The following is a 23,125-nucleotide window of genomic DNA, read 5'->3' on the forward strand; positions in this document are numbered from 1 at the left end:
GGGGTGAGGTAAGATCCTCCGGCCTTCGTCAATCAGTCAAAAGCTGCGAGATTATCCACGTGTCCCAAGCCGATTTCCCCTCGCCCTGGCGAGCCAATTACGCGCTGCTGCTGTTGCTGCTGGCCTACATTCTGTCGTTTATCGATCGCAACGTGATGGCGGTGCTGATCGGGCCGATTCGCAGCGACTTTGCCATCAGCGACTTTCAGTACAGCCTGCTGCACGGCTTTGCCTTCTCGATGTTCTACATCGTCATGGGCCTGCCCATCGCGCGCCTGGCGGATCGCCACAGCCGCAAGTGGATTGTCACTGTGGGGCTGGTGGCCTGGAGCCTGATGACCTGCCTGTGCGGTACCGCGCGCAGTTTTTTCACCCTCTTCCTGGCCCGCATCGGCGTGGGCGTCGGTGAGGCCACCCTGTCTCCGGCGGCCTTTTCCATGCTGGGTGATCTCTTCCCGAAGGAAAAGCTGGCCCGGGCCCTGTCCATCTACAGCCTCGGCATAACTCTCGGTGGCGGTCTTGCCTATGTGGTGGGCAGCACGGTGTACGAGTGGTTTGCCTCCGCCGAGCAGCTGGTTCTGCCCCTGTTCGGCGAGGTACGTCCCTGGCAGATGACCTTCATCGCGGTGGGCGCCCCCGGTTTCATTCTGGCCATTTTTCTCGGGTTTCTCAGCGAGCCGGTGCGCCGCAGCGGCACCGTGGCGGCCGGCACCCCGGCGGCCGGCGCTCCGGTGGCCGGCACCCCGGCGGCCGGCGCTCCGGAGGTGCACCACGGTCTGGCGGAGATTGGCGCGCACCTGCGCAGGCACTTTCGCGCTTATATGGCACCCATCGGTTCAGTGGCGGTGCTGGGTATCCTCGGTTACGGCACCATGGCCTGGTATCCGGAGTTTCTCATCCGCACCTTCGACATGCCGCGGGGCGAGGCGGGCAGCCAGTTCGGTCTGATGTTCCTGATCGCCGGCAGTGCGGGAACACTGGTGGGTGGCTGGTCGGTGGAACCCCTGATGCGGCGGGGCTACCAGGATGCGCCCCTGCGCATCATCCTGGCGGTGTCGGCACTGTGGATACTCCCCGCGGTGCTGGGGCCCCTGAGCGGTTCACCGACCATGGCGGTGTGGATGGCGGCTCCGATTGTGTTTTTCCTCAATGCCCACTACGGCGTAGGCGTTGCCGCGGTGCAGTTCATCACCCCCAACCGGATGCGCGCCCAGGTTTCCGCCCTGATGCTCTTCGTCACCAATCTCTTCGGGCTGGCCTTCGGACCCACGGCGGTGGCCATGCTGACCGACTTTGTGTTTGGCGACGACCTGGCGTTGCGCTACTCCCTGGCTGTGCTGCCCCTGCTGGTGTGTCCACTGGCGATTGTTCTGGTGCTGCAGGGGATGCGGGGTTACCGGCAGGCGGCGGACCTGGAGTAGGCCGATGATTGTCGCAAAACCTCTGCGCGGGCAGGGCGGCGATCCACTCTGTGGTAATCTTCGCCCCATGAAAGACGAGTCGCACCTTGAGGATCTGTACGCGAAGCACCGGGCGTCGCTGCAGCGCCATGTGCGCGGTACGCTGGATACCGCCGAGGATGCCGACGATGTGGTGCAGGACACCTTCCTGCGCATGTTGGCCAGCGAGAATGCCGGTGACCGGCTGCGGGATGCCGAATCCCCCGTGGCCTATCTGTTTCGCTCGGCGCGCAATCTGGCGGTGGACCGCCTGCGGCAGCTGCGCGCGCGCGGCAGCCACCACAATATCGTCTACCTGCAAGCGGCGTCCGCGGACGAGGCCCCGGGTCCCGAGCGGGCGATGCTTTCCCGGGAGCGTCTGCAGGCCCTGCAGGCAGCGGTGCGGCGCCTCCCCCCGCGCCGTCGGCAGGTGTTTTACCTGCACAAGATCCGCCAGCTTACTTATTCTGAAGTGGCGGAGCATCTGGACATCAGCGTCAGCATGGTGGAAAAGCACATGATGAAGGCCCTGCGGCAACTGGATCGGGAGCTGGGGGGCACGTCATGAGCCGCGGCGCGCCGTCAATTCCGGCGCTTCGCGAGGAAGCCCGGGCGTGGCTTCTGCGGATGAGTTCAGGGCAGGCGGGACCCGAGGACGAGCGTGCCCTGGAAGCCTGGCTGGCGCGCTCGGAGGAGCATCGCCGCCAGTTCGCGGAAGTGCATCGCCTTTGGAGCGAGCTCGACCAGGTGCCGGAGAGCACCTGGCTGGATGCCGGGCCACCGGCGGTTCGCTGGCGTTTCCGCTGGCTTCCCCATGCACTGGCAGCTTCCCTGGCGGTTGTCCTGCTCGCCGGTGGTCTGGCCTGGCGCGAACTGGCGGGCACCGGGCAGGCGTCGAGCCAGTGGCAGTACGTTACCCGGACCGCGGAGCTTCGCCCGATCGTGCTGGAGGACGGTTCGGCGATCGAGCTGGGTCCACGTTCGCGGATGCAGGTGGCATTTGCCCCGGACCAGCGGCGCGTTCTGCTCCAGGATGGCGAGGCCTATTTTGATGTTGTTCGGGATGCTGATCGTTCGTTCCTGATCGACGTGGGCGTGGGTACGGTTCGGGTTCTCGGCACGGCCTTCAACATTCACCGCAATGGCAACCAGATTACCGTAGCCGTGGCCCGGGGCGAGGTCTCGGTGTCGAGGGGCTCACACCAGGTTTCTCTCACCGCCGGGCAGCGACTCAAACTCAGCCAGAGCGAGTTGTATAGACTGGAGGACCTGCCCTCAGTGGAGATCGCTACCTGGCGCGACGGGCGCAGGGTGTTCAGGGACAGCCCGCTGGCGGACCTGGTTGCCGACCTGAACCGTTACAGCCGTAAACCGGTGGTGATCGCGGATACCCGCCTGGCCGGCATGCGCGTGACCGGTGCCTTTGACAACTTCGCCGATGTGCCTGCTGTTCTCGAGACCATAGAGCTGTCGTTGCCGGCCCGGGTGACCCAAACCCCCGAACGGGTACTGTTGCGCGCGCGCTGATGCAGGGCCGCTGGCTGGCACGGGTCGCGTGTTTCCTTTGCCTGGTCTGCGCCGGGCCCGTGCCCGCCGACGATGCCGGTCCCGCGTCACGTTCACTGGTGCTGCCGGCCCAGCCCCTGTCCGAGTCGTTGCGGCTGTCGTCCGAGTTCGGGCGTCCCATCCTGTTTGCTTCGACACTGACCCGGGGTCTTATGGCGCCGGCGCTTAAGGGTGTCCAGGATTTCGAGGAGGCCCTCGCCAGTCTGCTTGAAGGGCTTCCTCTCACCTTCAGCTTCACGCCCTCCGGTGCCGTCGTGCTGGCGCCGAGGGAGGTTCCCGCGGAGCGCGAACGTCCCGTGCCCCGGGCACCCGAAGAGGAGGTGCTGGTGACTGGCAGCCACATTCCCCGGGAGCCCCAGAAACACCTGCCCCTGCAGCTGGTGCGCCTGGACCGGGCAGACATGGAACTGTCCGGCATCGCCGAGCTGGGCGAACTGCTGGGGCGTCTTCCCTCCACTTCCGGCAACCAGATCCAGGTGCACAACCTCAATCAGCCGCTGACGGCGGGTGCCACCACCTTCAACCTGCGCAACCTCGGTCTGGGTTCGGCGCTGGTGCTTCTCGACGGCAAGCGGCCCGCGCGGGCGGCCGTGGCCACGGCTGAAGGCGAGACCTTTGTCGATGTTGGCAACCTGGTGCCGGCGATTGCCCTCGAGCGCATTGATGTCGTGCACGGCGGGGTATCCGCAGTCTACGGCAGCGATGCCGTGGCCGGTGTTGTCAACCTGCAGACCCGGGAGCAATTTCAGGGGCTGGAGCTTGTCCTGCGCCACCAGGCAACTGACAACCGTGATCAGGCGGATACTCGAGTGTCCGCCCTGGCCGGCAAGTGGCTGCGCGACGGCGAGATTCGCTGGCTCGGGGCATTCAGTCAGCTGGAGCGCTCCGCCCTGTCCACCGAGGACCGCGCCTTTGCCCAGCAGACTGCATTCAGCAGCCTCGGCTTCCCCGGGACCTTCGTGAGCCCGAATCAGGTTCTTGCCGATCCGTCCTGCGGCGTGGGCAACTCCCGGGTGGATCTGGAGACCGGCTTTTGCCAGCTGGATATTTCCGGATATTTTGATCTCACCCCCGAGGAGCAGCGCGAGCAATGGTGGACGCGGCTGGAGCATGTGCCCTCTGCCACGCAACGGGCGAGCCTGACTCTCGCCTGGAATCGCGCAGAGGTGGCGGTCAGGGCATCGCCATCCTTCCCCTTCGCCCGACACATTCCCGAAGTGCCAGTACACAACCCGGGCAATCTTCTCGGAGAGCCGGCGTTTTTCTACGGTCGGGTTCGCGGGGTGGGTTCACCTGTCGGTGACCGGGAGCGATTATCAACACGTATTTGTGGCGGCCGAGATCGAGCGGCACATGCCCCTGCTGTCGGTTCGTGCCAGCCTCTCCCACAGCCACAACAGCGCTGATTACGAGCGCCGCGACACCTTGAGGCCGCGGCTGGAGGCCGCCCTGGCTGGGCGCGGCGGACCTGCAGCCGATCAGTACTGGAATCCCCTGTATGGAAGCGAGAACGACCCGGCTCTGGTGGATGGTCTGTTGGCGGACTGGGGGATGCGCGGACGCTCCAGTCTCACTGTGGCGGAACTGCTTGCTTCGAGCGACTGGCATGCCACTGCACTGGGTCAGCATGCGGTTGCCCTGGGCCTGCAGTTTCGCCGCGAGGCCCTTCGACACAGCTTTGCCCCCGCGTTTAACCAGGAGCAGTTTCTGACGCTGGGGGGCGGGCCGGACTTTGGCGGCAGCCAGCGGGTGAGCGCACTCTTCGCAGAATGGCATCAGCGCTTTGATCCGACCCTGAGCATGGAGCTGGCACTGCGACATGAAGACTACGATGGTCGCCTGGGTGTACTGTCCCCTGGACTGACTCTGCTCTGGAATCCCGACTCCGCGTTTGCCCTGCGCAGTGCCTGGAGTCGATCCTTCGCCGCGCCCACGCTGTTCCAGCGGGTTGCCAGGCAGTCGGTGAGTACTGCCGTGAGCGACCAACAGACTCTGAACACGCCGGTTTTCGTCAATATCGTCGCCGAGGGTTCGCGTGACCTGAAGGCCGCGGTCGCAGATGCCTGGTCGGCGGGGATCAGTCTGGGCGAGCAGGCGGGCAGGCGTCTGGACCTCGATTTCTGGCACTACACCGTTGACGACCTGATCTTCAAGGAGCCGGCGCAGCTTATCGTGGATGCCGCGCAGGCGGGAGACCCGTCGGCCCTCGACCGCGTGCACCGGGATCCCTTGACCGGTCATATCGCGCGTGTGACCACCGCTTTTGTCAATGGTGCTTCGCTGCGAACCTGGGGGGTGGACGCCCAGCTCGAACAGCGCATTCAGCTGGATGGGGCGCTGCTCACCCCCTCGGCACGCTTGAACTGGGTGGGAGGGTACAGTGTCGAGGATCACGTGCGGCAGCAGCGCCGGGATGCCGTCGGTTATCTCAACGACACGCTGCCTGGTGTGCGCGCCCTGCCGCGCTGGCGGGCGCAACTGCAGCTGGACGGGCAGGCAGGGAATCATCGGGGGCGCCTGCAGCTCAACCATGTGGACAGCTATCGGGACGATACTGACGGTGACCGGCATATCGCCAGTCACACCACGCTGGATGCCCACTACCGCTGGAGCCTGGACGGCTGGAGTCTTGGCGCCGGCGTGCTGAATCTTACCGACAGGGATCCGCCGTCGTTGCGGGGCTTCCTTGGCTACGACAGCCGGACCCACGAGCCGAGAGGGCGGCTCTGGTATGTCGAATTGAACCGTCGCATCTGACTCGATCGGGTCCGGGGTGGGGTAAACGTGTCCCGCTTACGTCTCCTTGATGGGTTTCACCCAAACATGGAGAGACACAATGAAAACACCCAGATTATCCCTGACTGCATCGACCGCACTCGCGCTGGCCGGTTTCACGCTGCTGCCGCTGGCGCAGGCGGTGAAAGCGCAACAGACTCCAGCACTGGAAGAGGTGGTGGTTACCGGCAGTCACATCCGCCGTAAAAGCCAGTTCGATACACCCTCGCCGCTGTCGGTGGTAGACCGCGCCGACATGCTGGACCAGGGGGCGTCGACCGTGGTCGATGTGATCAAGAATCTGCCGGAGAATTCCGGTGCGGAGTTTCAGGTGGATAACCTGACTCAGCCCCTGACCAGCGGTACTTCAAACATCAACCTGCGCAACCTCGGGTTGGGCTCCACGCTGGTCATGATCAATGGCCAGCGGCATACCCTCAGCGCCGTGGCTGCTACCGACGGCAGCAGCTTCGTGGATACCAACTCCCTGGTGCCCTTCATTGCTCTGGATCGTATCGAGGTCCTGAAAGACGGCGCCGCGGCGACCTATGGCTCCGATGCCGTGGCCGGTGTGGTCAATTTCATGACCCGCGACGATTTCGAGGGTGTCGAGATCCAGGCGAAGTATCAGAGCGTGGATACCGGCAGCCACTCCGACAGTGAGCTGGGTGTCATCTGGGGCGGCGGCAACGACACCACCCACCTGGTGCTTGCGGCCAGTTATTTCGATCGCGACCCGCTGCAGTCCAATGAGCGTGAATTCACCGAGGGCACGGCACTGTCCAGTCTCGGACAGCCGGGAACCTTCCTGACCAGTGAAGGCTTCCAGGTGGATCCCGCCTGTGGTGTCAGTGGCGGCTTTGTTCGTGCCAGCGGCTTCTGCGGTTTTGACTACTCGCCATATTTTGATTTGAGCCCGGAGGAGCAGCGCTGGCAGGCTTTCGGCAAACTGACCCACGACTTCAGCGAGACCACCACGGGCACGCTGGAAGTTTCCTATGCCGATACCGAAGTGAAGGTGATCGCTTCGCCGTCCTTTCCGTTCTCAACCTTTTTCCCGACGGTTCCCGCGCATAATCCGGGTAACCTGTGGGGTGAGGATGCCCAGTTCTTTGGCCGGGTTCTCGGTGCCGATGCCGGGCCCTCGGTTGCGGTCAACGAGTATGAGACCGCGCGGATAGCGGGTTCGCTCGATGGCAGCTTCAGTGCCGGCTGGTACTGGACACTGAACGCCAGCTACAGCGAGCAGGAAGTTTTCTATGACAAGGGCGATGTGCTACAGGAGCGCGCGGTTGCTGCTCTGGAGGGGCGCGGTGGCCCCAACAATGACCAGTACTGGAACCCCCTGTACGATGAAAAGGACGATCCGGCAGTCATTGCCGACATGTTCGGGTCCACCGGGCTGCGGGGTGAAACCAGCCTGTATACCGTGGATGGCATCGTGTCCGGAGACCTGATGGAAATCAGTTCCGGAACTGTCCAGGCGGCGTTTGGCGTGCATTACCGCGACGAGGAACTGTCCCACGACTGGAGTGACGACTTCAACAACCGGGCCTTCCTCAACCTCTTTGGTGGCCCCGACTACAGCGGCAGCCGGGATGTCTACGCACTGTTTGGCGAATTCGCCATTCCCCTTGGTGACACTCTGGACATGCAGGTCTCCGCCCGCTACGAGGACTACGGTTCCGGACTCGACAGTCTTGATCCCAAGTTGGCCCTGCTCTGGCGTCCCAGTGAGCAGTGGTCGGTTCGCGGCAGTGTCGGTACCGCCTTCAGAGCTCCCTCGCTGTTTCAGACCATCGCCACCCAGGCCACCCAGGCCAACATGTACGACCCTCTGAGCGACAGCACGGTCTACCGTTCGGTACAGACAGTGGGCAACCCCGACCTGGAGCCGGAGGAAGCCGATGTCTTCAATACCGGTGTCACCTGGGCGCCCACGGATGCGCTGGAACTCAGTCTGGATTACTGGTACTTCAAGTACGACGATCTGATCGTAAAGCAGATTCCTGATGTTGTAGTGGCTCAGGAAGTGGCCGATACCCAGGCCGGGCTCCAGGGGACTGACGCACAACAGCGCGTCATCCGTGAAGCTGCCAGTGGGCTGATCACCTTCGTCAAGACCGACTTCATCAATGCCTCCTCCGCGGAGACGGACGGCCTCGACCTGAGCTGGAGCTATCGCTTCGCCCCACAGGGCATGGGCGATTTCCGTTTCGGGGGGACCTGGACCTGGATGAATCGCTATGATTTGCAGGAGGGTCCGGACTCACCGGAGATCGATGCCGTGGGAAGCCGCAATCGACTGAATTTTGCCCGCTCCATGCCGGAATGGCAGGGCAACATCAATCTGTCCTGGATGCAGGATGCACACAGTGCAGCGGCTTATCTTCGCTACACCGACAGCTATGTGGACGACGGCAACAACACGAAGATTGACAGCCATGCGACGCTGGACCTGCGCTATGCCTACGAGATCGAGCAACTCGGGGCGGGCAGTGCCACGCTTGCGGTGGGCGCGATCAACGTGACTGACGAGGATCCACCCACTGTCATCGACCTGCTCGGCTACGATACCAAGGTTCACGACCCGCGCGGTCGCATGTTCTATCTGAACGTGACCTACGCGTTCTAGGTGAATGGACCGAACCGGGGCGGGGCAGTCATGCTCCGCCCTTTTCATTTGAGGAGAGAGAAATGTTGGAAGATCGAATGCAGGCGCTCGAGCGGCGACTGCAGCGCGCCGAGGATGAGCTGGCGGTCCGCAATCTCATCGCACGCTACGGCATGGCGGTGGATTGTGGCGATGTGCAGGCGGCCCTCGACTGCCATCTGCCCGATGCCGTCTATGTGGTCTCCGCGCCGCGGGCCGGGCGCGAGGGCCGTGAGCCCGACGCGGATCTCGACCTGCGAGGGCATCAGGCCATCCGCGACATGCTGGATTCCGAGCTGCACCAGTCGCTGCTGCCGGGTTGCGCACATACCGTGGGGCCCCTGACGGTGGAGCTGGAGGGTGACAGCGCCCGGGCAAGTGGCTACTCGCGGCTGTATCACTACCGTGATGGTCGGCCGGAGTTGATGCGTCTGGCTATCAACGAGTGGGAGCTGGCCCGGAAAGGTGCCCGCTGGTATATCGCCCGGCGAACCTCGCGCCTGATCTCCGAGTCCGCCGCTCAGGCCGTGCTTAAACGGGCCGCCTGGTCTCCCGAGTCACCCTGATTGGAGGTCCTGAATTTGTCCAGGCTGGTGATCTGTGTGAATCACCGCAAATAAATTGACAGCTTCCATGTTTGGGATTATTTTCCCAAACATGGATATGCCAATTCAAAAAGCCCTCGCCGAGGGCGTGCTCAAGATTCTTCGCCCGCTGGCGCGCGTGCTGCTGTCCCACGGCATGGCCTGCGGGACATTTACCGAGCTGGCGCGGCGCGCCTTCGTGGACGCGGCCTTCGAACAGTTGCGCCGGGAGGGACATCGACCTACGGTTTCCAGTGTCTCGGCGCTGACAGGTCTCAGCCGCAAGGAGACCGCGCGCCTGAGGGATGCCGCGCCCGAGGAGGATGCCTCCAGCCAGCAGCGCTACAGTCGGGCGATCCGCGTGATCAGCGGCTGGGTCAGTGACCCGGCCTATCTGGACCACGACGGTCAGCCCGCGGCCCTGCCGATGGAAGGGGAGTTCGGCAGCTTTCACGCGCTGGTGCGGGATTACAGTGGAGACATCACGCCGGGGGCCATGCTGCAGATTCTCCAGGCCAGCGGCAATGTCGAGCTGGTCGATGGCAGGCCCAATCTGAAGACGCGCGCCTACATCCCCACGGCCACGCCCCTCGAGCGCATCGGCATCCTGGGCACCGATGTTGCCGAGCTGGTGGAGACCATCGGCCACAACCTGGAGGCAGCACCGGTCGACCGCTTTTTCCAGCGCAAGGTATCCAACTATTCGATTCCGCCCGACGCCCTGCCGGCATTCCGGGAACACTCCAATCAGCAGTCCCAGGCCTTGCTGGAGTCCTACAACGCCTGGCTGATGCGCCACCAGGTGGACGCGAGCGAAGACCCTGACCAGCCGCCGTGCTACGTCGCGGTGGGCATCTATTACCACGAGGATTTCTCCCGGGAGGGACAGTCATGAAACGCCTATATCCCAGCACAACCGTCGTTACTGCCAGCGCGCTTTCCCTGGTCCTCACCGCCTGCGGGCGTATAGGCAGTATAAACCACCTGTTCGTTGGCTCGCAGCGGGCAGTCTCGCCTGATTGGCCAAGGCATCTGCCGTCGGCCAGCCACGTCGGCCGCTCCAACGGCATGTGAATCGGCGTCAGGCCCCCGAATTCTTCCCAAAGTCGGCCGCGCCGGACCGCTTTCCCCCTCCCCGCCTGTTTACCGGCCAGCCGCCGCCATGGCCGTGCCGCTGACGGCAAAGCCCGAACGAAAAGATCCTGGGGTTGTCACACCGTCTCGTCGAACAGCCCCCGCTGCGGTGGCGCTCGACTCGGCGGCCGCTGGGTGGCTTTGCATTCAGCCGTTTTCGAATCCAGGTGATCGAGTATCTTCTCGATGACGTCGGGGGCCTCAATGCAGGCGATGACCCGCATCGACCCGCCGCAGGCCGGACAGGTCTCGATGTCGATCCCGAAAACCCGCTTGAGACGTTGCGCCCAAGTCATCGCGGCACGGCGTTCGGCCGGTGTCCGCTCCTCCGGATCCGCTGTCGTGGCATGCCGGCCTCCCCTGCCCCGCGTGGCCGGGGTCACCCGCGCGCGGTACTTGCTGTTGGGCGCAAACACGCCGTGGAAGCGCGTCAGGTTGACCCGCGGTTTCGGCACCAAGGCTGCCAGCCGGGCAATGAAGTCCAGTGGCTCGAAGATGACGTGCGTCGTGCCGTCGCGGTACGGCGTCTTCAGCTGGTACCGGACGTTGCCGTTCGACGTCAGCGACAAGCGCTTTTCCGCGATCGCCGGCCGACTGATGTAGCGACACAGCCGCTCGAGCTTCTGGCGTTGATCCGCCCGCGCTGCCACACCGGCGTGCAGGGAGAACCCGGCCACCTTGCCGACCCCGGCATCGAAGGCCTCATCACACGCCGGCAGCGTCTGCAGCGTGAACACCTTGCGCCCCTGCTGCGGCCCGACGGCGATGCGGTAGGTGATCGACGAACCCAGAAGCTGTTCCATCGGCCCGGCTTCGAACGCGTCGCCAGCCAGGTAGCTGTTCTCCGCGTCGCGTTCCAGCAGTCCCTGGCGCTCGAGGAAGCGGCCGATGCGCCGCGCGAGGGTCTGAGTCAGCCCGGCCAACTCGGCGCTGGTCGGTGCCTTCACCCAGCGGAACCGCAGCGAGCCGGCAGGCCGCTCGACGTAAACCCCGTCGAGGAACAGCATGTGGAAGTGGACGTTGAGGTTGAGCGCACTGCCGAAGCGCTGGATCAGCGTGACCGCGCCGGCCTGGGCCGTCTTCCGTGAGAACCCCGCCTTCTTGATCAGGTGCGTGGCGATGCAACGGTAGACGATGCCGAGCACCCGGCCCATGACATCGGGGCGGCTGGCGAACAGGAAGCGCAGCGGATAAGGGACGCTCAGCACCCATTGGCGTACCGGCTGCTCGGGAAAGACCTCGTCGACCAGCAGTGCAGCACTCTCCGCCATACGCCGGGCACCACAGCTGGGACAAAAGCCGCGTTTCTTGCAGCTGAAGGCAACCAGGTGCTCGGCATGACAGGTGTCGCAGCGTACTCGTAGAAAGCCGTGCTCGAGACGCCCGCACTTGAGGTAGTCCTCGAACTCCTGCTGCACATACCCCGGCAAATCTGTGCCCTGCGCCAGAAGTTGCGCTTTGAATGCGGGGTAGTATTCCTCGACGAGTTGATAGAGAAGGGTTCGCTCCGGGCGGTGGCGCACGTATGGCGGCGCGCTGCCACCCGAACTGGCTTCCTTGCCAGCCGATGACGGCAACATGATCGCATCCTTGCGATTCAGTCTTTCTCCGCCTTAGCCTAACAGGGTGTGGCGCTACCTGACCCTATCAATTCCTATCATTTCGATCGGGGGTATTTTTGGGGGCATTACTGGCGTTTAGCAACGCAACCTATTGATTCACAAGCCAATGTGATTGCCGCCGCCTCCACCAAACACCCATCCAAGCAAGTCAAAAGAAATCCAGGAAGGCCGCTGTTGAATGCCCGGTGGCGGTCACTACTCCTGGATAAAGAAACGCAGCCGCGTGGGCTCTGACAGGTTACCGCGCCCACCGTTTGCGCAGATGTCCACCGCCGTGCTCGCGGACCGCACATCCTGATCGTCCGTGTAGCAGACCCTGTACATGCCGTTCGCGGCGTCGAAGCTCTCGAAGACGGCGTAGCCCGTCAGGTCGTCCCTGTCCGTGTCCGCGAGTTGCGTGTAGTTGATGACCGTGTCGTTGAGTTCGAAGGTGTACTTTCCGGTAGCGAAGAGCGGCCCGGCGCGCTTGCTGTAGTTGCCGTTCTCAGAAAAGCGATAGGTCACCGAGAGGCCAGACTCGCGCACCAGGAACGCCGTCGACTGGATGAGCGCCGGGTCAAATGCATCCGTGGGAATCTGCACAAACTGGGGTACGAGGAAAAATACTTCCTCCTGTCGCTCGAGGAAGCCCATCAGGATGTCATTGCCCTCGAAGCCCGACGTGAAGAGCCGGCAGGACCCATCGGAGCCGCCACACAGGCCGCGCGCTACTCTTTCAACATTGGAAGGAGCATCAAACGCTAACTCCCGGGCCTGTTGAGCTTGTTTGGGCGTATCCATAATCAGGGCCATATAGTGGTGCGATGCAACAGTCGATCGTATCCTTCAAAACCGCCGGTGGCCGCGTGCAGCACGGACCTGTTGTCCCACATGATGAGCATGTTCGGCTGCCATTGATGCCGGTAAACGCATTCTTCCTTAGTTTGCCAAGCGTGCAACTCGCGCAGCAATTCTTCTGCCGCAACTTCATCCATACCTTCGATACCGATGGTGTAACCCATGCAGCCGAAAATGGCCTTGCGGCCATTGACAGGGTGGGTGATTACCAGCGGGTGAGTCTGGGTTTTTCGCGCCTCATCAGAAATAATCGGCTGCATGGCGCTTTTCACCCCGGGATCGGGCTTGCCGTACAGGCCGTCAGGTGAGTACGCCAGAACCGCCGAATGGACCGCTGTCAATTTTTCGACCCTGCGCTGCAATGACTCAGGCATTCTTTCATAGGCCAGGTGCTGATTTGCAAACAGCGTATCCCCGCCCTTTGGCGGTATGGTAACGCCCAGCAAGCAGGTACCTATGGGGGGCCTGGCTTTGAAGCTCCAGTCTGAATGCCACGATTCAGCAAAGATCGGCGACGTCTCATCCGCAAACCGGGCAATCGCTGCGATATAGCGGCGGCCTTCGATTGGGCGTAAAAAGGGATCGTCGCCAAGTTTGCCGAAGTACTGGGTAAAGCGCTCCAGATCATCGTCGGTCAGCTGCTGATCTGGAAACGACAACACGTGGTGCTCAGCCCAGGCCTTTTTGATGTCGGCTACCTCTCCGGTGGTAAGCGGCTTACTTAAGTCCAGGCCAAGAACTTGCGCGCCACAGGCTTGTCCACTGGGAGTAACTGTAATACTCACGGTTAAGCACCTCCTCTGCTCAAGGCTGTTGATGAAACACAGATACTGAACCCCATGCTAAAAACTCGCCCGCCTCCCGTATTGACCAATCACGCCAAGTTCTTCATCATCCTCCTGGTGATAATTCGAGTTTCAGGGCAGTTCACCCGTCTCCTGTCGGATTGGCTGGACCGCAACCGCATCGTCGACCCTGTATTACACGACCGTCTGGCAAGGTTGTCGAAGTGCGATACCGTAACAGCCGAAGAGTGGCGCGAAGCGCTGACACTGGCCTCACGACATACCGGTGATTCCCACTTCGGCTTGCAGGTGGGTATGGGCGCGACACTGGGTCACGTCGGCATACTGGGCTACTTGGTCTTAAACTCAGCCACGCTCTTTGATGCCTTGCATACCTACCAGATCAGTGAGCGGCGTTTCTACGGGGTCAATTTCTGTATTTTCGATAGCGACGAGAATCAGGTTTCGTTGACCTGGCCTAACACCTTGGGAGAGGAAAATGACCTGTTTGTGCAGGTCTCGCTGGCAGCCCTGGTTGGATTCCTGCGCCAGTGCTTCCCCACCACGTTTGCACTGATTTCAGTCGCCCTCAGTGAAACGCATCCGGAATATTGCGCTCCCTATGAACAGTATTTTGGATGCCCGATTGAGTTTGGAAGCGATTATCCGGGCATTCGGGTGAACCGCAGTTGCGCCAATCAATCGGAGACCGGCCAGTTGCCGCGGGCGATTTACAGTCTTCGAGACCAGCAAGCGCAGGCGTTTAGTGATCTGCGCTCAGAACGTACTCCGTTTTTACAGAAACTGCAGGAGACCCTAATGCAGCTGATTCCGCTGGGACAAGCTTCCCTGGGCCAGGTAGCCGATGCAATGGACATGTCTCCGAGAACTTTGCAGCGCAGACTGGGAGATCATCACCTCTCCTTTCAATCACTACTCGACGGATTACGTGAAAATCTCGGTTGTCGTTATTTACAGCGACGCGGCCTTAGTCAGGTCGATATTGCCCTGCTACTGGGCTTCTCAGAACAGAGCGCCTTTAATCGCGCTTTTAAGAATTGGACAGGCAGCACCCCTGGGGTTTACCAAAACTCCGCACCAAACACTGGAACCACGAAAGTTTGAATTGATGGGGCTTTTTGCCACCAGGGTTTCGCAACAGTTTCAGATCGAGCGCGCCGAGACAGTCACCGCTGTCTTTAGAGCACATGACTTTCGTTAGAAGTCACCTTCTTCTATATGCCAACCAATGCCAGACATTGCCTGTGAGTGCCCGTCACTCCCACTCCATTATCAATAAGCCATTTTTATCTTTTATTATCAACGGGTTATTTTACTGATAATCGGTAATACCATGAAAAATACCATACTCAGAAATTTCATGTAAAAATATTTATTTTGAGCAGATGAATGCGTCATTTCACGGCGTATCTGAAGGCAATCTCCCAAATCCAGCTTCATCGTCGACCCTCTAACCCCGCACGCAGTGCGTATTCCGGCCCATCGTGAACAGCCATTCCGGCGCTACGTGAACACCTAATCCGGACGAACGTGAACACCCATTCCGGGTGAACGTGAACACTTTTCGGGTCATTTCCGGAATCGGTGTTCACCATCCCGGAATGGGTGTTCACGTTCAACCGGAATCCCTCCCAACGCATTGATACTTAATCGCTTTTGGTAAGCTCCCCGCCTTTTCGGAGGGGGCATGCCAGCACCGAGAATCACAATGCGTAAAATTCGAGACGTACTCAGGCTCCGGCTGTGCGTATAGGCAGTATAAACCACCTGTTCGTTGGCTCGCAGCGGGCAGTCTCGCCTGATTGGCCAAGGCATCTGCCGTCGGCCAGCCACGTCGGCCGCTCCAACGGCATGTGAATCGGCGTCAGGCCCCCGAATTCTTCCCAAAGTCGGCCGCGCCGGACCGCTTTCCCCCTCCCCGCCTGTTTACCGGCCAGCCGCCGCCATGGCCGTGCCGCTGACGGCAAAGCCCGAACGAAAAGATCCTGGGGTTGTCACACCGTCTCGTCGAACAGCCCCCGCTGCGGTGGCGCTCGACTCGGCGGCCGCTGGGTGGCTTTGCATTCAGCCGTTTTCGAATCCAGGTGATCGAGTATCTTCTCGATGACGTCGGGGGCCTCAATGCAGGCGATGACCCGCATCGACCCGCCGCAGGCCGGACAGGTCTCGATGTCGATCCCGAAAACCCGCTTGAGACGTTGCGCCCAAGTCATCGCGGCACGGCGTTCGGCCGGTGTCCGCTCCTCCGGATCCGCTGTCGTGGCATGCCGGCCTCCCCTGCCCCGCGTGGCCGGGGTCACCCGCGCGCGGTACTTGCTGTTGGGCGCAAACACGCCGTGGAAGCGCGTCAGGTTGACCCGCGGTTTCGGCACCAAGGCTGCCAGCCGGGCAATGAAGTCCAGTGGCTCGAAGATGACGTGCGTCGTGCCGTCGCGGTACGGCGTCTTCAGCTGGTACCGGACGTTGCCGTTCGACGTCAGCGACAAGCGCTTTTCCGCGATCGCCGGCCGACTGATGTAGCGACACAGCCGCTCGAGCTTCTGGCGTTGATCCGCCCGCGCTGCCACACCGGCGTGCAGGGAGAACCCGGCCACCTTGCCGACCCCGGCATCGAAGGCCTCATCACACGCCGGCAGCGTCTGCAGCGTGAACACCTTGCGCCCCTGCTGCGGCCCGACGGCGATGCGGTAGGTGATCGACGAACCCAGAAGCTGTTCCATCGGCCCGGCTTCGAACGCGTCGCCAGCCAGGTAGCTGTTCTCCGCGTCGCGTTCCAGCAGTCCCTGGCGCTCGAGGAAGCGGCCGATGCGCGCGCGAGGGTCTGAGTCAGCCCGGCCAACTCGGCGCTGGTCGGTGCCTTCACCCAGCGGAACCGCAGCGAGCCGGCAGGCCGCTCGACGTAAACCCCGTCGAGGAACAGCATGTGGAAGTGGACGTTGAGGTTGAGCGCACTGCCGAAGCGCTGGATCAGCGTGACCGCGCCGGCCTGGGCCGTCTTCCGTGAGAACCCCGCCTTCTTGATCAGGTGCGTGGCGATGCAACGGTAGACGATGCCGAGCACCCGGCCCATGACATCGGGGCGGCTGGCGAACAGGAAGCGCAGCGGATAAGGGACGCTCAGCACCCATTGGCGTACCGGCTGCTCGGGAAAGACCTCGTCGACCAGCAGTGCAGCACTCTCCGCCATACGCCGGGCACCACAGCTGGGACAAAAGCCGCGTTTCTTGCAGCTGAAGGCAACCAGGTGCTCGGCATGACAGGTGTCGCAGCGTACTCGTAGAAAGCCGTGCTCGAGACGCCCGCACTTGAGGTAGTCCTCGAACTCCTGCTGCACATACCCCGGCAAATCTGTGCCCTGCGCCAGAAGTTGCGCTTTGAATGCGGGGTAGTATTCCTCGACGAGTTGATAGAAGGGTTCGCTCCGGGCGGTGGCGCACGTATGGCGGCGCGCTGCCACCCGAACTGGCTTCCTTGCCAGCCGATGACGGCAACATGATCGCATCCTTGCGATTCAGTCTTTCTCCGCCTTAGCCTAACAGGGTGTGGCGCTACCTGACCCTATCAATTCCTATCATTTCGATCGGGGGTATTTTTGGGGGCATTACTGGCGTTTAGCAACGCAACCTATTGATTCACAAGCCAATGTGATTGCCGCCGCCTCCACCAAACACCCATCCAAGCAAGTCAAAAGAAATCCAGGAAGGCCGCTGTTGAATGCCCGGTGGCGGTCACTACTCCTGGATAAAGAAACGCAGCCGCGTGGGCTCTGACAGGTTACCGCGCCCACCGTTTGCGCAGATGTCCACCGCCGTGCTCGCGGACCGCACATCCTGATCGTCCGTGTAGCAGACCCTGTACATGCCGTTCGCGGCGTCGAAGCTCTCGAAGACGGCGTAGCCCGTCAGGTCGTCCCTGTCCGTGTCCGCGAGTTGCGTGTAGTTGATGACCGTGTCGTTGAGTTCGAAGGTGTACTTTCCGGTAGCGAAGAGCGGCCCGGCGCGCTTGCTGTAGTTGCCGTTCTCAGAAAAGCGATAGGTCACCGAGAGGCCAGACTCGCGCACCAGGAACGCCGTCGACTGGATGAGCGCCGGGTCAAATGCATCCGTGGGAATCTGCACAAACTGGGGTACGAGGAAAAATACTTCCTCCTGTCGCTCGAGGAAGCCCATCAGGATGTCATTGCCCTCGAAGCCCGACGTGAAGAGCCGGCAGGACCCATCGGAGCCGCCACACAGGCCGCGCTGGCGCTTCAGCCAGCTGTCGAAGCGGTAGCCGGTCGCCGGTTCGCCGCGGAAGGTTTCATCAAAAAACAGGTCCACGACATCGATTTCGCAAACCGCGCCAGTCTCGCAGTCGTAGCTACCAGACTCGGTGGTGACACGGCCACCTTCCGGCACCTCGATGCGGATCTTGCAGCCACCCAGCAGAAGGGTGGACAAGGTGATGACTATCAGAATCGACTGCTTCATTATGGATACTCCCTCGGATTCGCTGTCAGGACAGCATTCGCAATTTGCACTCGCACGATAGGACCTGAGACAAGTGAAGTGACGAAAACCGGACGAAAGTTCACGAAATCAACACGAAATTCGCGGAAAAAGGCATTAAGGGCGGTATGTGAATGACTTCTGCAGTGGCCTCAGGAGCGCTTAGGCAATTTGAGCATTTTGCGATCGACGCAAGTCGGGGCGCGGTCCTGCGGGACGGCGAGACGATCACGCTGCGGCCGCAGTCGTTCCGCGTTCTGCAGTACCTGGCGGCCAACCCCGGCCGCCTGATTAGCAAAGAAGAGCTCTTCGACAGGATCTGGGGCGAGGCGGTGGTCACCGACGACAGCCTGGCGCAGTGTCTCGTGGACATCCGCCGGGCCCTTGGCGATGAGGGCCGGCACGCGGTCAGGACGCTGCCCCGTCGAGGGTACCTGTTCAATGCCCGGACCGTGGATACGCCGGTCGCCACACAGCCACCGGCGTCCGCAGCCTTGTCCGGCACGATCCGTGGAGCCTGGTTCACGGCGGCGATACTGGGATTGGGTACATTGCTACTGGCTTGGTGGCTGCTCCTGAGGCCCGAGTCCGATTCAGTAGAGAGACCCGCGGCGTCTCCCCCCGTCGTTGCGGTGCTGCCCTTCGCCGACTTCACGGCGGCGGGTGACAGGGACTATCTGGCCCTTGGCCTGCCGGAAGAAATCATCAACAGCCTGACCCGGGTGCATGGCCTGCGGGTTATTTCCCGCACCTCGTCATTCCTGCCGCAGCTGGGTCAGCAGCTGACCGCAAGGGAGATCGGTGCGCAGCTGGGCGCCACGCACCTCCTCGAGGGCAGTATTCGCGAGCACGACGAACTCCTGCGGATCACGATACAGCTGATCGAAACGAACAGTGGGCACCATGTCTGGTCCGAGACGCTCGACCGCAGGTACGGCGATATCCTGCGCGTACAGAGCCAGGTCGCCAGCGCTGTTGCGGGCCTGTTCCAGCTGACGGTGATGGAGCCGGCCGGGTCTGACACGGTGATAGCCCCGGACGATTACAACCTGTACCTGCGCGCCCTGCACGTGCTGCGAAGCGGTGAGTTCGCCGAACTGGGCAGCGCGATCACGTCACTGGAGGGCGTCGCGCGCAGGAGTCCGCGTTTTATCCCGGTGCGGGACCTTCTGACCCGGAGCTACCTGCTGCAGGTCTATCGGGGCGAATTGTCCGGTACCGACGTGGCGCAACGGGTTCGCACGCTGGCCGAGGAGATGCTCGCCGTGCCCTCCGGCAGCGCTGGCGCCCACGGGGTCCTTGCCGTACTGGCCCTCGAGGTAGAGAACGACCTGCCGGCAGCGGCTGAGCACGTGACCGAGGCCCTGACACAGGAGCCGGGGAATCCCCGACACCTGAGACTTGCCGGCGATCTCGCCTACGCACTGGAACGCTTTCCCGCGGCGGTGGCCCTGTACCAGGGAGCGCTCGATCTCGATCCCTTCTGCACCGCCTGCTACATACACCAGGCACAGGCCTACATCGCCGCCGGTCAGCCGCGCCAGACCGAGGCCGCCGTCCGGCAGGTTATGGAACGTTCGCGCGGCGGCCACCTGACCCTCGGTCTGACCAAGATCATGCAGGGCGATTTCGCGGCGGCACAGCAGATTATCGATCAGACGGTGCCGGCAACGGCGAGAAAGTTCCAGGAATTCTACCGGGCGTTGCTGTGTCACGCCCAAGGCGAGATCGCGTGCTTCCGTTCACTGCTCGAGCGTTTCGAGGCCGAGAACGGTGAATCCGAGGCGATGCGTATCGCGCAGCTGCACGCCGTCGGTGGTGACGTGGATGCGGCCTTCCGATGGCTGGCGCGCCTGCGCGAGCGCAAACAGACGCTGCTGCTGAAGAACCTGCCGGACCCCCTGTTCGACAACCTGCGCGAAGACCCGCGCTGGCAGCACATGCTGGTGGAGCTCGGTCGCGCGCCGCAGCAGCTGCGGCAGATAGCGTTTGATGCCGAGGCGTTGCTGGAGGCACGCTGAGAGCAAGAGATCGACGACGACTGGCTGCAGGACCGTCCAAACCTCGCTTCACTCTCAGCCACATCAGGATTGGTCCGGCGGGGTCGTCTATGTCGCAGAGATCGGTTGACTCGGTTTGAACTGCCCCGTTAACCTCAACGGGTTCTTCTACTCTTATCGAGGATACTATGGCGGGAGAGCCCAGCATGGTGCGAGCGTCCCGCGCGTCCGACACAGCAATTGAAACCGAAACCGTCCGTGAGGGGCTGGTCAAGCTGTTGTACGAGTCGCTCAGGTTGTCCTTGTCGATGAGCGTTCTCAATGGCTTCATTCTGGCGGCAATTATGTCCCCTGCTCTTGGCTTGGCGAGGGTAGGACCGTGGTATCTTGTTCTGCTGCTGATATCTGCCCTGCGATGGCAAGACATGCTGGCTTATCAGCGCGCACCTTCTCAGCACGATGCCCGAGTCTGGGAGCGCAGAGCCTTTCTGGGGGCTGTGGTTGCGGGTACCGTTTGGGGTGCCGCCGGTTGGGTGTTGTTTGCTCCGCACGATCCTGTTGAGCAGGTTATTCTCGCGTTTGTGTTGGCGGGTATGGCAGCGGGTGCGCTGTCGGTTTTGTCCTCTCTTCGTTATGCAGTCAACGCATTCCTGGTTATCTCGCTGTCCCCACTGATCCTTCGCTTCTTGTTTGAGGGGGGACGTGTGGGCTGGCTCATGGGAGGCATGGCGCTGCTGTTCATGATTGCACTGTATGTCACCGCCCGGCGTTTGAATACAACGATTACCGACTCTTTGCGTACACGTTATGACTGCCAGCAGGCCGAGAACTCGGCGTCGTATCAAGCGCGCTTTGATGATCTGACAGAGCTGCCAAACCGGCGTTACCTGCACGAACAGACCCAGCGGAACCTGGCGCGCTCGCGACGTCACGGCATTGGGGGTGCTCTGCTATTTCTGGATCTGGATAATTTCAAGACCGTTAATGACTCACTGGGCCATCCAGTAGGCGACCAGGTGCTGCGACAGGTTGCGGATCGACTGCGCACCCGGTTGCGTACAGAGGATATCGCGGCGCGTCTTGGTGGTGATGAATTTGTGGTGTTGCTTTCGGATTTGAGTGTTGATGTACAAACCGCTGAAGCTGCGGCGATGCGCTTTGCCGAAGACCTCCAGCATGTGCTTACCGACCATCCCTACGAAACACAAGAGCATGTTCTGCACATGTCTGCCAGCATAGGGATCACTGTGTTCCCCGGGAACGGAACGGATATCGACGATCTGATGCGACAGGCTGACACCGCGATGTATGACGCCAAGGCGAGTGGTCGCAACGCTATCAGTTTTTATCATGGTGCGCTGCACGAGGCTGCCAGCCTGCGCCTGCAGCTAGACCGGGAGCTGCGTGCTGCATTGCGGGGCGGTCAGCTGAGCTTGCACTATCAGCCGATGGTGGATCAGAACGGACAGATTAGTGGTTTGGAGGCATTGCTACGCTGGAATCACCCTGAACGCGGCATGATTCCCCCGGCGGAATTTATCCCTATCGCGGAGGAGACCGGAATTATTCTTGAACTGGGCGAGTGGGTTCTATCCACAGCCTGTCGTGATCTCGTGCGGTTGCTGCGGCGGTTCGGTGATGCAACCCCGTCCATTTCTGTCAATCTAAGCGCGCGCCAGTTCCGCTTGCCAAGCCTGGTCGATACGGTTGTGGCGATTGCAGCTGACGCAGGCGCGCCACTGTCAAAATTGTGTCTGGAGGTTACCGAAGGTAGCCTGATGGATAACGTGGAGCGTGCCATCAGCACCATGGAGTCCCTGCGGGCGCTTGGTGTGAAGTTCTCCGTTGACGATTTTGGCACAGGTTATTCATCGTTGGCGTATCTGAAAAAACTGCCAGTCGATAACATTAAGATTGACCAGTCGTTCGTGCGTGATGTGCTGCTGGATCATAACGATGCGGGCATCGTTGGGGCGATCCTCTCAATGGCTCAGCACCTGGGGTTGGCGACTGTTGCGGAGGGCGTAGAGTCCGTCGAGGTGCGCGACTTTCTGATTGCTCGCCATTGTACGTATTTCCAAGGCTATTATTTTTCGCGTCCTCTGATCTTCGAGCATTTACTGAATTTCATAGACCAGGCTTCACGGCAGCGCGCGTGATCTGCGCCGCCTCCACCAACGCGGTGCGCCACATTGGTCAACCGGGCACGGCAAGCATCGCTTCAACACCGCCGTCGACGGGAAGTACCACACCGTTGACGAAGCCGGCGTGCTCTGAAGCGAGGAAGGCCGCTACCGATGCGATATCCTCCGGCGCGCCCAATCTCCCCATTGGTTGTGCCTCGGCAAAGCCTTTCACCCCGCCCGGTGTCGACTCCAGCCACTGGATCATGCCTGTGCTGGCAGCAGACGGTGCTATCGCGTTCGCCCGGATGCCCTTGCGGCCATACTCGATGGCGATACTGCGCATCAGGCTGTTGACCCCGGCTTTGGCCGCTCCGTAGACCGCCAGCCCGTTCACCGCGCCGGAGCCGGCTCCCGAGGTCGTCGACAGAATCACCCCGCCCCCCTTGGCAACCATGACCGGAAGTGCCTCCATCGACGCGTGGTATACGGCATCGAAGTTAAGCGACCTGAGTCGCTGGAACTCTTCTTTGCTGATCGCTTCCATTGGGGTCGGGAACGAACCGCCAGCGTTGTTAAACAGCACGTCAACACCACCCAACTTTTTACAGGCAAACTTCACAACGCCAGCGGCCTGGTCGGGATCGGTGACATCAGCAACAATCGACAGGGCGGAACCGCCCGCATCAACGATTTGGTCAATCGTCTCCTGCAAGCGCTCCTCGTTGATATCGCTGGCAATCACCGATGCACCAAGCCGGGCAAAGAGCAGCGAGCTCGCCCGGCCGATGCTTCCACCCGCGCCGGTGATGATGACGCTTTTACCCGTGTAGTCGATCTTCATGGTTCAACCCTACTCCTCATGATCGTGGGATACCGGGTGATTAGAACCCGGGGCCAGCGTTGCCGGCGAAAGTTGCCTGTCGCCCCTGGTTTAGCTGCCTTAAACCAAGCGTGAGCTACCCGAATCATAGCAAGGGCAGCCTAATAGTTCGCGGACCGAAAAAAACTTGAACCACCCCACGGTATTGTTTCATAACCCCCACGCAGAGCTTGCTTTAGCTTCGTCAAGGCAGCACGGTTATACAAACTAAAATTC

The 23,125-nt window shown here is 61.6% G+C and carries 17 protein-coding genes and 1 pseudogene; 11 read left to right on the forward strand and 7 right to left on the reverse strand.

Annotation, left to right across the window (positions count from 1 at the left end):
- The first annotated feature begins 59 nt into the window (after positions 1-59).
- The 8 genes from R3E49_RS07400 (at position 60) to R3E49_RS07435 (ending at position 9,912) form a co-directional block, all read left to right on the forward strand.
- Complete coding sequence (locus R3E49_RS07400; protein WP_371294465.1) at positions 60-1,421, forward strand: spinster family MFS transporter; 1,362 nt, start codon at positions 60-62, stop codon at positions 1,419-1,421.
- Between the two features lie 4 nt (positions 1,422-1,425).
- Positions 1,426-2,007 (forward strand): RNA polymerase sigma factor, encoded by a 582-nt coding sequence (locus tag R3E49_RS07405; RefSeq protein ID WP_371294466.1) that lies wholly within the window; start codon positions 1,426-1,428, stop codon positions 2,005-2,007.
- A complete protein-coding gene (locus tag R3E49_RS07410) occupies positions 2,004-2,966 on the forward strand; it encodes a FecR domain-containing protein (protein WP_371294467.1) in 963 nt (320 codons plus the stop codon). Before R3E49_RS07405 ends, R3E49_RS07410 begins: the two co-directional genes overlap by 4 nt.
- Positions 2,966-4,411, forward strand: a complete 1,446-nt coding sequence (locus R3E49_RS07415) for a TonB-dependent receptor plug domain-containing protein (protein ID WP_371294468.1) — start codon at positions 2,966-2,968, stop codon at positions 4,409-4,411. The genes R3E49_RS07410 and R3E49_RS07415 overlap by 1 nt, the downstream gene beginning before the upstream one ends.
- Positions 4,359-5,762: a TonB-dependent receptor domain-containing protein gene (locus tag R3E49_RS07420; RefSeq protein ID WP_371294469.1), complete on the forward strand. Its 1,404-nt coding sequence runs from the start codon at positions 4,359-4,361 to the stop codon at positions 5,760-5,762. The genes R3E49_RS07415 and R3E49_RS07420 overlap by 53 nt, the downstream gene beginning before the upstream one ends.
- A 79-nt stretch (positions 5,763-5,841) precedes the next feature.
- On the forward strand, positions 5,842-8,415 hold the full coding sequence (locus tag R3E49_RS07425) for a TonB-dependent receptor plug domain-containing protein (protein WP_371294470.1): 2,574 nt from the start codon (positions 5,842-5,844) through the stop codon (positions 8,413-8,415).
- Positions 8,416-8,477: 62 nt separating this feature from the next.
- Positions 8,478-8,999 carry a nuclear transport factor 2 family protein gene (locus tag R3E49_RS07430; RefSeq protein ID WP_371294471.1) on the forward strand — a complete coding sequence of 174 codons (522 nt, stop codon included), beginning with the start codon at positions 8,478-8,480 and terminating at the stop codon, positions 8,997-8,999.
- A gap of 91 nt (positions 9,000-9,090) precedes the next feature.
- The gene (locus R3E49_RS07435) at positions 9,091-9,912 is read left to right on the forward strand and encodes a DUF6502 family protein (protein WP_371294472.1); all 822 of its coding nucleotides are present in this window, start codon (positions 9,091-9,093) and stop codon (positions 9,910-9,912) included.
- 316 nt (positions 9,913-10,228) lie between these two features.
- Here R3E49_RS07435 and R3E49_RS07440 read toward each other — a convergent pair whose 3' ends face one another.
- The 3 genes from R3E49_RS07440 to R3E49_RS07450 form a co-directional block, all read right to left on the reverse strand.
- Positions 10,229-11,728 (reverse strand): IS91 family transposase, encoded by a 1,500-nt coding sequence (locus R3E49_RS07440; RefSeq protein WP_371294650.1) that lies wholly within the window; start codon positions 11,726-11,728, stop codon positions 10,229-10,231.
- 240 nt (positions 11,729-11,968) lie between these two features.
- On the reverse strand, positions 11,969-12,553 hold the full coding sequence (locus R3E49_RS07445; protein WP_371294473.1) for a hypothetical protein: 585 nt from the start codon (positions 12,551-12,553) through the stop codon (positions 11,969-11,971).
- Positions 12,554-12,555: 2 nt separating this feature from the next.
- Positions 12,556-13,395, reverse strand: a complete 840-nt coding sequence (locus tag R3E49_RS07450) for a TauD/TfdA dioxygenase family protein (protein ID WP_371294474.1) — start codon at positions 13,393-13,395, stop codon at positions 12,556-12,558.
- Between the two features lie 54 nt (positions 13,396-13,449).
- On the opposite strand from R3E49_RS07450, the gene R3E49_RS07455 reads away from it, so the two are divergent.
- On the forward strand, positions 13,450-14,520 hold the full coding sequence (locus tag R3E49_RS07455; RefSeq protein WP_371294475.1) for an AraC family transcriptional regulator ligand-binding domain-containing protein: 1,071 nt from the start codon (positions 13,450-13,452) through the stop codon (positions 14,518-14,520).
- A gap of 890 nt (positions 14,521-15,410) precedes the next feature.
- On the opposite strand, the gene R3E49_RS07460 is transcribed toward R3E49_RS07455, so the two are convergent.
- From R3E49_RS07460 to R3E49_RS07470, 3 genes and pseudogenes are all read right to left on the reverse strand, one after another.
- Positions 15,411-16,136 carry a transposase gene (locus R3E49_RS07460; RefSeq protein ID WP_371294476.1) on the reverse strand — a complete coding sequence of 242 codons (726 nt, stop codon included), beginning with the start codon at positions 16,134-16,136 and terminating at the stop codon, positions 15,411-15,413.
- A gap of 74 nt (positions 16,137-16,210) precedes the next feature.
- Positions 16,211-16,918 (reverse strand): annotated as a pseudogene (locus tag R3E49_RS07465) (transposase zinc-binding domain-containing protein); the annotation flags it as partial.
- Positions 16,919-17,147: 229 nt separating this feature from the next.
- Complete coding sequence (locus R3E49_RS07470) at positions 17,148-17,885, reverse strand: hypothetical protein (protein ID WP_371294477.1); 738 nt, start codon at positions 17,883-17,885, stop codon at positions 17,148-17,150.
- A 152-nt stretch (positions 17,886-18,037) separates the two neighbouring features.
- Between R3E49_RS07470 and R3E49_RS07475 the strand changes: the two genes are divergently transcribed.
- Together R3E49_RS07475 and R3E49_RS07480 are read left to right on the forward strand one after the other, a co-directional pair.
- Positions 18,038-19,924 carry a winged helix-turn-helix domain-containing protein gene (locus tag R3E49_RS07475; RefSeq protein ID WP_371294478.1) on the forward strand — a complete coding sequence of 629 codons (1,887 nt, stop codon included), beginning with the start codon at positions 18,038-18,040 and terminating at the stop codon, positions 19,922-19,924.
- Positions 19,925-20,109: 185 nt separating this feature from the next.
- Positions 20,110-22,062: a putative bifunctional diguanylate cyclase/phosphodiesterase gene (locus R3E49_RS07480; protein WP_371294479.1), complete on the forward strand. Its 1,953-nt coding sequence runs from the start codon at positions 20,110-20,112 to the stop codon at positions 22,060-22,062.
- 37 nt (positions 22,063-22,099) lie between these two features.
- Here the strand turns inward: R3E49_RS07480 and R3E49_RS07485 are convergent, their stop codons facing one another.
- A complete protein-coding gene (locus tag R3E49_RS07485) occupies positions 22,100-22,870 on the reverse strand; it encodes an SDR family NAD(P)-dependent oxidoreductase (protein ID WP_371294480.1) in 771 nt (256 codons plus the stop codon).
- Between the last annotated feature and the right edge of the window lie 255 nt (positions 22,871-23,125).

Origin of the sequence: Haliea sp. (assembly GCF_041395985.1) — a bacterium.
Taxonomy (GTDB): domain Bacteria; phylum Pseudomonadota; class Gammaproteobacteria; order Pseudomonadales; family Halieaceae; genus Haliea.

Bases quoted from the DNA above. Each gene is read 5' to 3' on its own strand.
- R3E49_RS07480 (WP_371294479.1), top strand. From the start codon at position 20,110: ATGGTGCGAGCGTCCCGCGCGTCCGACACAGCAATTGAAACCGAAACC.
- R3E49_RS07475 (WP_371294478.1), top strand. From the start codon at position 18,038: ATGACTTCTGCAGTGGCCTCAGGAGCGCTTAGGCAATTTGAGCATTTT.
- R3E49_RS07430 (WP_371294471.1), top strand. From the start codon at position 8,478: ATGTTGGAAGATCGAATGCAGGCGCTCGAGCGGCGACTGCAGCGCGCC.
- R3E49_RS07425 (WP_371294470.1), top strand. From the start codon at position 5,842: ATGAAAACACCCAGATTATCCCTGACTGCATCGACCGCACTCGCGCTG.
- R3E49_RS07485 (WP_371294480.1), bottom strand. From the start codon at position 22,870: ATGAAGATCGACTACACGGGTAAAAGCGTCATCATCACCGGCGCGGGT.
- R3E49_RS07455 (WP_371294475.1), top strand. From the start codon at position 13,450: ATGCTAAAAACTCGCCCGCCTCCCGTATTGACCAATCACGCCAAGTTC.
- R3E49_RS07460 (WP_371294476.1), bottom strand. From the start codon at position 16,136: ATGGAACAGCTTCTGGGTTCGTCGATCACCTACCGCATCGCCGTCGGG.
- R3E49_RS07445 (WP_371294473.1), bottom strand. From the start codon at position 12,553: ATGGATACGCCCAAACAAGCTCAACAGGCCCGGGAGTTAGCGTTTGAT.
- R3E49_RS07420 (WP_371294469.1), top strand. From the start codon at position 4,359: ATGCCCCTGCTGTCGGTTCGTGCCAGCCTCTCCCACAGCCACAACAGC.
- R3E49_RS07410 (WP_371294467.1), top strand. From the start codon at position 2,004: ATGAGCCGCGGCGCGCCGTCAATTCCGGCGCTTCGCGAGGAAGCCCGG.
- R3E49_RS07405 (WP_371294466.1), top strand. From the start codon at position 1,426: ATGATTGTCGCAAAACCTCTGCGCGGGCAGGGCGGCGATCCACTCTGT.
- R3E49_RS07435 (WP_371294472.1), top strand. From the start codon at position 9,091: ATGGATATGCCAATTCAAAAAGCCCTCGCCGAGGGCGTGCTCAAGATT.
- R3E49_RS07415 (WP_371294468.1), top strand. From the start codon at position 2,966: ATGCAGGGCCGCTGGCTGGCACGGGTCGCGTGTTTCCTTTGCCTGGTC.
- R3E49_RS07470 (WP_371294477.1), bottom strand. From the start codon at position 17,885: ATGAAGCAGTCGATTCTGATAGTCATCACCTTGTCCACCCTTCTGCTG.